The organism is Peptostreptococcus anaerobius 653-L (assembly GCF_000178095.1).
Lineage (GTDB): Bacteria > Bacillota > Clostridia > Peptostreptococcales > Peptostreptococcaceae > Peptostreptococcus > Peptostreptococcus anaerobius.
The window spans coordinates 1-10771 of sequence record NZ_ADJN01000024.1; the positions used below are offsets into that span (position 1 = coordinate 1).

10 protein-coding genes and 1 pseudogene are annotated in these 10771 nt (G+C 32.0%); 1 reads left to right on the forward strand and 10 read right to left on the reverse strand.

The window, feature by feature from the left end:
- Positions 1 to 10: 10 nt before the first annotated feature.
- The 10 genes from HMPREF0631_RS03195 to HMPREF0631_RS03240 form a co-directional block, all read right to left on the reverse strand.
- Positions 11 to 241, reverse strand: a complete 231-nt coding sequence (locus HMPREF0631_RS03195; RefSeq protein WP_002843391.1) for a DUF6870 family protein — start codon at positions 239 to 241, stop codon at positions 11 to 13.
- Between the two features lie 466 nt (positions 242 to 707).
- Positions 708 to 1124: a sigma-70 RNA polymerase sigma factor region 4 domain-containing protein gene (locus HMPREF0631_RS03200; protein ID WP_002843384.1), complete on the reverse strand. Its 417-nt coding sequence runs from the start codon at positions 1122 to 1124 to the stop codon at positions 708 to 710.
- Between the two features lie 192 nt (positions 1125 to 1316).
- Positions 1317 to 2663: an MATE family efflux transporter gene (locus HMPREF0631_RS03205; protein WP_002843386.1), complete on the reverse strand. Its 1347-nt coding sequence runs from the start codon at positions 2661 to 2663 to the stop codon at positions 1317 to 1319.
- Positions 2664 to 2678: 15 nt separating this feature from the next.
- Positions 2679 to 4427 carry an ABC transporter ATP-binding protein gene (locus HMPREF0631_RS03210; protein WP_002843397.1) on the reverse strand — a complete coding sequence of 583 codons (1749 nt, stop codon included), beginning with the start codon at positions 4425 to 4427 and terminating at the stop codon, positions 2679 to 2681.
- Positions 4428 to 6143: an ABC transporter ATP-binding protein gene (locus HMPREF0631_RS03215; RefSeq protein ID WP_002843394.1), complete on the reverse strand. Its 1716-nt coding sequence runs from the start codon at positions 6141 to 6143 to the stop codon at positions 4428 to 4430. It abuts the gene before it with no gap.
- A 4-nt stretch (positions 6144 to 6147) separates the two neighbouring features.
- The gene (locus HMPREF0631_RS03220; protein WP_002843388.1) at positions 6148 to 7620 is read right to left on the reverse strand and encodes an ABC transporter ATP-binding protein; all 1473 of its coding nucleotides are present in this window, start codon (positions 7618 to 7620) and stop codon (positions 6148 to 6150) included.
- A gap of 11 nt (positions 7621 to 7631) precedes the next feature.
- Positions 7632 to 8312 carry an energy-coupling factor transporter transmembrane component T family protein gene (locus tag HMPREF0631_RS03225; protein WP_021934756.1) on the reverse strand — a complete coding sequence of 227 codons (681 nt, stop codon included), beginning with the start codon at positions 8310 to 8312 and terminating at the stop codon, positions 7632 to 7634.
- 16 nt (positions 8313 to 8328) lie between these two features.
- Positions 8329 to 8931 (reverse strand): MptD family putative ECF transporter S component, encoded by a 603-nt coding sequence (locus HMPREF0631_RS03230; protein ID WP_002843393.1) that lies wholly within the window; start codon positions 8929 to 8931, stop codon positions 8329 to 8331.
- Between the two features lie 136 nt (positions 8932 to 9067).
- A complete protein-coding gene (locus tag HMPREF0631_RS03235) occupies positions 9068 to 10036 on the reverse strand; it encodes a helix-turn-helix transcriptional regulator (RefSeq protein ID WP_002843396.1) in 969 nt (322 codons plus the stop codon).
- A gap of 86 nt (positions 10037 to 10122) precedes the next feature.
- Entirely contained in the window at positions 10123 to 10347 is a 225-nt protein-coding gene (locus HMPREF0631_RS03240; protein ID WP_002843389.1) for a helix-turn-helix transcriptional regulator, read from the reverse strand.
- 299 nt (positions 10348 to 10646) lie between these two features.
- Here HMPREF0631_RS03240 and HMPREF0631_RS10430 point away from each other — a divergent pair.
- Positions 10647 to 10771 (forward strand): annotated as a pseudogene (locus tag HMPREF0631_RS10430) (IS256 family transposase); the annotation flags it as partial.

Consider the following 10771-nt stretch of genomic DNA (forward strand, 5'->3'; position numbering starts at 1 on the left):
TATCATATTTTTAGTCAAGCAGCATTGCTTTCTTTTTTAGATATGAAAGAAAACAATCCTCTAAGGATCTTCCGTTTTCTGCATAAGTACATTTTACAAGAACATTTCCTATATTCATAAAATACATGGAAATAGGATCTATGCTTTTATTATTCTTTATATCTTCAATGTCAGGAACGAATTTTCTATCTATATCTTCCACTGACATATTTTTATATCTTGTTAATTCTTCTGTGTTCATTTAGAAAACTCCTTTCATTGTTGTTTTCTTTAAGTAAGTTTTTTGACATTGACGAGTGCTTTGGGATAAGCAACATTGGAATCTCACCACCGCCCCTGTTAAGATGAGCCGGCTTTCACTAAAGAAGTATCATTATCATTACTTATGTCATCGCTCACAAAGTTTTCCCATTCTTTGCTTTAAAGTTATCTATCTCTCGCTCTTTTTCTTTTATCCTTGCCTATGGCAGTATTCATTTGAACCGAATTTTTCCAGCAGAAAAGTCATGGCGTAAATACTATTCGCTCACTAAGTAATTAAAAGTCCCGTCTTGGTCTATTCAGTTGTCAAAGAACAATTGCCTAATGGCTCTAAGAGAGAATTCCTTTCAAATATCTTGAACTACAATTCCTATCTTCTACAAAATTAAAGAGGACAGATCTCCCTTCACTTTTGCAAGGAAAATCTGCCCTAATGCACAAGGCGATTACTTCATAAATTCTTCCAGTAGCACCCTTAATTTTTTAAGAATACTATTTTTTCTCCATTGTATAGCCTGATAGCTCACTTTCTTACCTTTTGCTATACTTGATAGCGTTTCATCATTAAAGTACAAACGCTCTATGATGTCCCTTTCTTCTTCGTTAAATCTTGATATGGCATTTCTGACTGCTTCAATCATCATCTGTGTTTCAACAATCTTTTCCACATCAACATTTTCATCGACAATATTATCTATAAAGTGTCCATCATGATCCAATGACGAAAAGAAAAGCAGGTGGTTTTTTCTGTCCACCTGCTCTAAATACTTCTCATGTTCTTTTTCTAGCCAGTAGACTTTATATATTTCTTCACTGACTTTTATCTTTTGACCTCTAACATAAAGGTAGTATTCTCGTGCCATAAAATATATTTACTTGTCTAAGATAATGTATATAAGTATAGGCGAATATAAAGCATAGAGGAAAAAGATGCAGTTGAATTATTAAAATATTTTTTTGAAATTAACTTCATAAGATATTTCATATCTCTTCCCTCCAGTCATTATCAATAAACACTCTTTGTATATGATTTATATTATTTCAACTCTACCAACTTATAATTTTTCTTTATTGAGGTTTCTTAATTCTCCAAGCATCATAAATATTCCAACAACAATCATAATGAAATCCACCAGTGGTTGAGTAAACCAAACCGCTTTTATTCCAAATACCATTGGTAAAAGAATCATTGCTGGTACAAATAGGAATAACTGTCTCATCATTACAATAATTCCTGCTTTCTTTCCATTTCCAATAGATTGGAAGAAAGTAATACTCATAACCATTACTCCATATAAAATAAATACACTATAGAATAATCTAAAGTTTCCAACGCCTTGTGCTATGATATTTGCTTCTACTCCAAACAATGAAAGTATCTGACTTGATAGCAACAAGGATGGAATCCAAAAAATTGCTGCAAGGATAAGCCCTCCAATAGAAAATACTTTCATAGCCTGCCTTACTCTATCATATTGCTTTGCTCCAAAGTTTGTTCCGACAACAGGTTGTAAGCCTTGGCTCATTCCCCAAAGAGGAATAAATGAAAAGGCATATACACGAAGTGAGGCTGCCATCAAAATCCCATTCAGATCTCCGCCATATTTAAATGCCATTTTATATAACATTGTCTGCTGAATCATGAATAGGAGTTGCATCATCATAGCGGAAGAACCCACACCGAACATTTCTTTTTTTATTTCAGCATCCGACTTTATCCTATGGATTTTAACAACCTTACTCTTCTTCAAGAAATAGTGCATCGTTACAACAGCTTGAACAAACTGTGCTATAATAGTTGCAAGAGCAGCACCTTCAATAGCATATTTTCCCATAACAGTCATTAGGATTGGATCAAGAAAAATGTTCAGCAAAGCTCCAAGCCCCATAATCGTCATAGCTTTTTTCATCAGCCCTTCACCACGCATAACCATATTGGCTGACTGTGTAAAGTTCACAAATAGGGAGCCAATGAAAATTACTCTAAGGTATCTAATGCCATAGGCTTTGATTTCACCTGTTGCACCCACCATAGATAAAAAGTGTGGTGCAAGGATTATTCCTCCAACTGTGATAATTACAGAGAAGAAAATTACCCAATAGATTAAGTTCCCCATAATTTTATCGACAGTTTTCTGATCTCCTTTTCCTATTGCTCTGGAAAGAACGGATGCCGAACCAACACCAAGAAGTGTAGACACTCCACTGTTAAAAAATGTTAATGGCATTGCAACACCACAAGCTGTCATAGCCGTTTGTCCTATAATTTTCCCGGCAAATATTCCGTCCATCAAGGGATATAGACCGATAACTATCATTCCTATAACCGCTGGAATAGATAGCTGAAATAGTAAATCTATCGGTCTTTTAGTTAGTAATTGTTCTTTCATCTCTTGTTTCACTCTATAGTTCCTCCCTTAATCATTTAATTTCCACTGAATAGCTCTTTCTCTTTGCTCTATAAACTTTTTATATATTGAAGATGATTTCATCAGTTCATCATGAGTTCCTACATTTTCAATACTTCCTTTATCCATTACAATAATCTGATCGGAATTTTTAATTGTTTCAAGTTTATGAGCAATTACTATTACAGTCTTATCTTTTAACAAATCATTAAGAGCAGCTACAAGCTCTTGTTCATTTTCAGGATCCACGCTTGAAGTAGCTTCATCAAGTATGACAATTTTGCTCGGCTTAAGCATTGCTCTTGCAATAGAAATTCGCTGTCTTTCTCCTCCCGATAAATTGGAACCACCTTCTTGTAAAATGGTTTCATATCCATCCGGAAGTGCCATAATAAAGTCATGACATCTTGCGTGTTTTGCGACTTCAATAATCTCATCATAAGTTGCATTAGGATTTCCAAAGGCGATATTATTTTTCACTGTGTCGTCAAATAAATAAACATCTTGGAAAACAAAACTGAAATTAGATAATAGATTGTCGTATCTATAATCTTTTACATTTGTACCATCAATTGTTATCTCTCCGCTATCCACATCCCAAAATCTTGCTATCAGATTGCATATAGTGCTTTTTCCACTTCCTGACGCTCCAATCAATGCTGTTGTTTTTCCTGATGGTATAAAAGCATTTACACCCTGAAATAATTTTTTGTCATCATAAGAAAAATCTATATTTTTTAGGGATACATCAGAGTTTTCAATCGCTACTTTCTGTCCCTCACTAATGGTTTTTATATCTCTAAGTTTTGTAATCGCATCAAGATTTTGCACAGCAATTCCTCTTAAGTTCTGCATACTTCCTGCCATCTCAAAACCTGCAAAAACGACAAAGCTTGAAACAATAAGCATTACTGTTTTATATGGCTCTAATTCTCCATTGCTATATCTAATAATGGAACTTAAAATAATTGCACACATACCTAATTTGAATACAAGAATAAAGATCAAATTTACCGGTACAATTACTTTTTCAACATTAAAGTATCCTTTTTTGTTGTCGCTGATGCTGTTTTCTAAATCTCCAAGCATTTCTTTGTTCTTACCAAAAGATTTTATAACGCCGATACCTTTTACAAATTCTAAAGTATTAGCATTTAACTCTATCTTTAATTTTTGCAATTTCTTGGTTAGTTGATCTGCTTTGTTTTGAAAAACTGCATTAACTAATAATCCAACTATTAAAGTTATTAGAATAATCACTCCTGTAATAAAATCAAAAGGCAACATAAAGCATGCCATAATAACAGTTTGTATTATTCCTACAAACATCATTTCAATAATATTGACACCTACTGTTTCCAACTCTCCTATTACGCTTGTCAATCCTCCTGAAATATCTCCTAATCGGTTAGAGTTGAAATATCCCATATTTACTTGTTTTAACTTATCTCCAATATACAGTCTGTTTTCCGCACCCAAATTATAAGTTGCTATATATTTGTTGCGATCTGCTAAATAACCAAATACTATTTTGCCTATAACACTAATTAGAGCTATTCCAAATACTATATAGACATCATTCATAACAACTTCTTTTCTCTCAAATAATTTCTCAAAAATTTTAAGCAAGAGGAATAATATCGCTCCGAGAGAAATACCTTCAAAAATACTTTTCACGATTTCAAAAACGAACATTCGACTTAATTTTTGCGACTCTTTTCCTGCAATACTATACAGTTTCTTTAGAAGTTCTCTCATTTATATCACCTCCCCATTTAAGTAAACGCTGTTATGTGCCTTCCACATCTTGGAGTAGGTATTGCTACTTTGAAGAAGTTCTTGATGCGTACCTTCTGCTTCAATTTTTCCCGAATTGACTACAATAATTTTATTCGCATGAATAATCGTTGAAAGTCTGTGAGCAATCATAATAACAGTCTTATCTTTTACCAAAGCATCAAGAGATTTTTGTATTTCAGCTTCGTTGTCCGGATCTGAATATGCCGTTGCCTCATCAAGAAGAACAATCGGGCTATCTTTTAGTAAAGCTCTTGCAATTGTTATTCGCTGTCTTTCTCCTCCCGATAAGCTATTTCCTGACTCACCTACAACTGTTTCATATCCATTAGGTAAATTCATAATAAAATCATGGCAACTTGCTTTTTTACAAGCACTTTGAATTTCTTCCATGCTTGCATCAGGTTTTGCCATTCTCATATTGTCAACTATACTTTTTTGGAATAAATAATTTTCTTGAGAAACATAAGTTACAATATCCATGTTTCTTTCAAGAGAAATATCATTTAAATCTACATTACCAATACTTATTTTTCCGGAATCAATATTCCAAAAACCTGCAATCAGTTTTGCCAAAGTCGATTTTCCTCCGCCGGAATATCCGACAATAGCTGTAAGTTCTCCTTCCTTTGCAGTAAAGGACAAATCTTGAAATACTTTTTTATTTTCGTCATAGCCAAATGTAACATTATCAAAAGTTACATCGTATGAACTTATTTCCTGTGATGTATTTCCTCTTTCAAGTTCAGGAAGTTTCATAACATCTTTTATCTCCTCAATGACCACTTTTACATTCGCCATAGTATCTAAATGGCTCATAGCCTTAATAAGCGGTTTGTAAGAAGCATAGGATAATAAAACGCACATAATCAAAGTTCCTACATCAACAGTTCCTTTCATGAATAAAAATAAGGAAGTTGGAAGTACAAATATTAAAGTTGATGGTAAAACTTCCATAGCTGCTGTCATATAAAAGCAAATGCTTAGATACCAATCCAGCATACTATTTTTATTTCCTTCAACTGCATTCACAAATTTATCATAAGATGATGCTGATTTATTAAATGCCTTAATAATGTTAATGCCACGAATATATTCAACAACTGTGGTATTCATATTTTTAGATGCTTCTTGATAGCGTTTTGATTTTTCTTCGTATCCACCCATCATTAGCATTGAAAATAACAAGCCTAATGGTAATGTTATGAGATTGGCAAGACCTATTCTCCAGTCCATAGCAAATATACTGATTAGTAAAACAATAGGGATAATGATATTTGCAACTACTTCAGGAATAACGTGGGCAATTGGTTGTTCCATTTTATTCAAGGTTTCAACCATAAACTGTGTCCACTCTCCACTTCCTTTCTTTTCTATTGTTCCCATTGGAAGTTTGCTGAATTTCCTTGCTAATTTTTTTCTTGAATCTTCAATAACACAAAATGCCAAATTATGTGAAATCAATGTTGATAATGTATGAAATAGTACACTTCCAACCAATCCAAATAATATAATCATTATCTGTTTACTAAAAACCATAAATCCTGTACTGCCATTTGCTATTTCCGTTACAATATTTGCTACCGCAAAATATGGCAATACACCACAAACTACACCTATTATCGCTATAAATATTGATAAAATTATTTGTCCTGTATGCTTTTTCATCACATCCATAGTATCACCTCTCATATCCCATTGAATTTAGCAAAGTATTTATGTCTTTTAGATAGTAATCTTCTGTAATTCTTCCATCTTCAATTTTTATTACTCTCTCACTAATCTTTGCAATAAACTCTATATCATGTGAAATAATCAAAAATTTTGTTCCCAAGTCCCTTTGTTCTCTAATTAGTTTTGCGACTTGTTCCATACTTTCATAATCTAAACCTGATGTAGGTTCATCTAAAATTACAACAGAAATATTTCGCATCATCGCTACCCCTAAAACCAATCTTTGTTTTTGACCTCCGGATAAAGTTGACGGATGTTGATTTTTTAGTTCAAATAAGCCTAATTTTTTTAGAATTGCTTCCGCTTTTTCTACATGTTTTTCTTTATCTTTCAGTCCCGTAACAAGCTCATCTACTAGATCTTCGCCAAATAATTGAGAGTCAAGATCTTGAGGAATGTACCAAATTTTCTCCAATCTTCTCTTTCTCTTAATCGGTTTATCTTCTAAACATATTTCTCCTGTTGTTTCTTTTTGAATACCGGAGCAAATTTTACCTAATGTACTTTTACCTACACCGTTAGAACCAATTAGGGCAATAATTTCATTGCTGTCAAATTTGAAACTTATATTATTCAATAACAAATTTTTTCCATATTTTTTTGAAATTCCACTTATCTCAAAACTTTTATATCCTTGAGTACTCTGATTCGTAAAACCATCTAAAAAAATATCTTCAAAATGCAATGAGCGTAATCCTATATCATTTAACTCTTTTGAACTTATATTATTAAACTCATCAGATGTATAATTTTTCTTTATTTTCCCATCTACCATAAAAATATAGTTATCTACTATTAAATTTAAATAAAATAACCTATGTTCTACAATAATGATAGTTTTTCCTTCCTTCTTTAATTTTTGAATCAGTTTTGCAAATTGGTAAGTTGATTTTAAGTCCAAATTTGCAGATGGTTCATCAAATACATAAATGTCCGGTTGCATAGCTTTAGCTGAACATATTGCAACACGCTGCCGCATCCCATAAGACAATGTATAAATACTTGTATTTAATAAATCTAATACATTCATCTCTTTAGCAGACTTATGAACTCTATCGACTATTTCATTATGTGATAGACCTAAATTTTCACAGCCAAAAGCAATTTCTCCGGCTACTTCATTAGCAAAAAATTGACTTCTCGGATCTTGAAACACATTTCCAACAAAAGAACCTATTTCCCAAGTGTTTAACTCCCCTATGTTTTTATCATCAATGAACACATCCCCATCTAAATATCCCTGATAAAATGATGGAATTAGTCCATTTATTACTCTCGTCAACGTGGACTTTCCGCAACCAGATTTGCCTACTATCGCCAAACATTGTCCACTCAAAATAGTTAAATTAATATCGGTTAATTGCTTGTCATTTCCTCGATAGGAGAAGTTTATGTTATTAATTTTTATCTTATTTTCCATAACCTTCCCTCCTATCTAAAAATGCAGGCTATCATTAAGCAAATACTAATAAATAAAATAATGACATCTACTTTTGTAAATTTTGTTTCATAATAACTATATTTCTTAGCCGGATTTTCAATTCCTCTTACAATAGATGCAGCCGCCAATTCATCTCCAACCTTTATTGACCGAAAGATTAAAGGAACGACTGCATATTCCATTGTTTGTAAAGGGTGGAACAAAACTCTTTTTACACTTCCCGTAAAACCTCTAACTCGCATTGCTTCTCTAATGGTTTTAAATTCTCCTGATATTGTTGGAATAAATCTAATGATTACAAGCAAAATCAAGATGATATTCTGAGGTAAAGCACACTTTTGAAAAACTGCAATTAGTTTCCCTGACGGTATCTTAAAAGTTAAATATGCAGCCATAATAGGAACAATGAATTTGTACACCATACCTAATAGCATTGGCGAAATAAAAACTATCCCTTTAGGAATCATTTCTAAAAGCCAAAATGCTGTAAAAGTATATATCACAACATAAAACAAGCTCTGCTTGTAAAAGCCGAAGTATATCAAAATGATACAAAGCCATCCTACAAACAGAGCATGCATATAGTAATCTTTTGTAAAAATAGATACTGTACAGGAAATCAGAGTTAAGAGTAAGCAAGCCAATCCACCAAGACTGTCTATTTTTCTCATTCTCTGTTCCATAGCATTAATCTAATATACCCGCCTTCTTAAAATGTTTTTTCAATATTTTTTGTGCAAATAAAATTCCTAATGCAGATAAAATAACTGTTACAGCTACTCCTACTAATATCAATGATGGTGAAGATACCATTTCATACTGAAGCTTTAATGTAGTATCCGCAAATCCACCTGCAAGTGCTTGTTTTTGATAGCTTTCCCATGCAATCCAACAAGGTACCCCTATACCAAGAAACATTCCTATTGCATAGGTACACCAGCCAATCATGTTTCTAATTGGATTTCTATAAGTATTCTTTCCAATCATTGTAAGTTCACATATAATTGCTAATCCGATAAAATATGGAAGCATAAACACATATCCCATCGCCGCTGTTATCAAACCATAAATTAAAATCCAAATAAATAGTAGTCCATGCTTATTGACTCTATTTGCTGCAACAAGATAAAATATTGCTCCTATAAACATTTCAATTCCTGCCGTACCATACAAATATAAAATCGGCATAGTAACTGTCCCCATACCAATAACAATCGAAATAGCAAGAAATAATGCTATCATAATTGCAACTGTTACAATATCTCTTACTGTTAATTTTTTTTCTGACATCTTCTTCTCCTTTTTAAAATATTAGACATGGCTAACTTATTGGCATTAATCCAGCAAAAAATACCTGTCCTTGATAAATATTTTATCAAAGAACAGGTATTTCTCTTACTACCCAAAAGGTATGTTTTTGCTCCAATCAGGTCAAATTATTTTTCCTATATTGTTGAGGTGAAACTCCAAAATAAGTTTTAAAAGCAGAAGCAAATTTACTCGGATTTAAATATCCGGCAAAATCAGCAACTTCCCCTATCGTAATATGTGGTTTATCAATTAGCAACTTTGCAGATTCTTCCAGGCAAGTATTTTTTATAAAACTTCCAATAGATTGTCCTGTTAAATGCATGAAGCAACGCTTTAAACTGGATTCAGAAATCGCATACTGTTTTGCAAGTTCAGAAATAGAATATTTATCAAATGGATTTTCAACAAGTGCCTTATAGCAATCTTGTGTTGCTTCATAAATTGGTTCAGAAAAAGTTGGTATTTTTTTCATATCTTCTGTTTTTATAAGACTTAAAAAAAGTAACAACTCAATGATTTTAATAATAGAATATGATATGCGAATGTCCTCACTAACCGTATATAATTCGTTTAATATATGGTTTATTTCTTTTCTTGATTTTATTATTAATGCCGGACCATTTTTACACAACATATCCATAATTTCTTTTATATTGATCTTTGCAAAAGGAAAATATTTATCTATGGATCTTTGAGCAATTTTTATATCTATAAATACAGTCAATCCAATATATCGTTTCATAGGTATGCTCGAACTTTCAAAAGGAACTTTTCCTAAATCCACAACACTAAAATCACCCTTCCCTACAAATGCTCTTTCATTACTTTTTAACTTAAATTCATAGCAGCCATCCAAACAATGGTCAATTTGAATTATACCCTTACAAGGATTAATCTTCTGATGCGAAGATTCCATGTTTAAATTGTTATAAGACAAAGTAAAACCATCTATTAAATTATAGCAACACATTTCTCCTGTACCCGTTTCATTGCTAAGTTTATAAATTTTCTTATGTCCTAATTCGTTCATGTCAGAAAAATTATATCCCTTATAGGCATTTTCTACTATTGTCTTTTCACTCACAGGTATCATCACCTCACTTTTATTTAAAAATTATTATGTATATCAGATTTAATAAATTAAAACGCCACTCAGTTAGTTTATGCTAATTATTTTTCAATCATCTCACACAAATAAAAAATTTCTTCAACTCGTTTTTTTAACACCTCACAGATTATAAGAGATAATTTTGTTGTAGGATAAAATTGTTCATTTTCTATTGAGTTAATAGTCTGCCTTGATACCCCAACAAATTTAGCAAGTTCTTTTTGAGATATCCCAAAATTTATTCGTTCCTCTTTGAGTCTATTTTTTAATATCATCTCATCACGCACAAGCAACCTCATTCTATATATTAATTATTATTTATTTCATTCTATATTTTATATGGCAATAAGTCAAGTTTACTTGACTTATTAGACAGTGTCAAGTTTTTATGGACTTTTTTATTACAACTAACTCCCTAAAATATTTGACCTATTGCATCCTATGTCTTTTATTAAAATTCTTGTAGCTGAGGAGTCATCGAAGATACTGAGTGTATGTAAAAAAGTCTGTAAAATTGTAAGTCCTTCTATGGTAAAATTATTATCATAGGAGGATTTTTGTTATGGGAAGAAGAAAAAGAGAACCAATGAATCCAGCTAAGAAAAATATTGTAAGGGAATTAATAAAAACTTATGATATAAAAACAGCTAATGATATTCAAGAAGCTTTAAAAGACTTGTTGGGAGAAACACTACAGGATATGTTAGAAGC

Excerpts from the sequence above, each read along its gene's own strand:
- HMPREF0631_RS03210 (WP_002843397.1), bottom strand. The coding sequence starts at position 4,427 with ATGAGAGAACTTCTAAAGAAACTGTATAGTATTGCAGGAAAAGAGTCG.
- HMPREF0631_RS03230 (WP_002843393.1), bottom strand. The coding sequence starts at position 8,931 with ATGTCAGAAAAAAAATTAACAGTAAGAGATATTGTAACAGTTGCAATT.
- HMPREF0631_RS03215 (WP_002843394.1), bottom strand. The coding sequence starts at position 6,143 with ATGGATGTGATGAAAAAGCATACAGGACAAATAATTTTATCAATATTT.
- HMPREF0631_RS03220 (WP_002843388.1), bottom strand. The coding sequence starts at position 7,620 with ATGGAAAATAAGATAAAAATTAATAACATAAACTTCTCCTATCGAGGA.
- HMPREF0631_RS03195 (WP_002843391.1), bottom strand. The coding sequence starts at position 241 with ATGAACACAGAAGAATTAACAAGATATAAAAATATGTCAGTGGAAGAT.
- HMPREF0631_RS03225 (WP_021934756.1), bottom strand. The coding sequence starts at position 8,312 with ATGAGAAAAATAGACAGTCTTGGTGGATTGGCTTGCTTACTCTTAACT.
- HMPREF0631_RS03200 (WP_002843384.1), bottom strand. The coding sequence starts at position 1,124 with ATGGCACGAGAATACTACCTTTATGTTAGAGGTCAAAAGATAAAAGTC.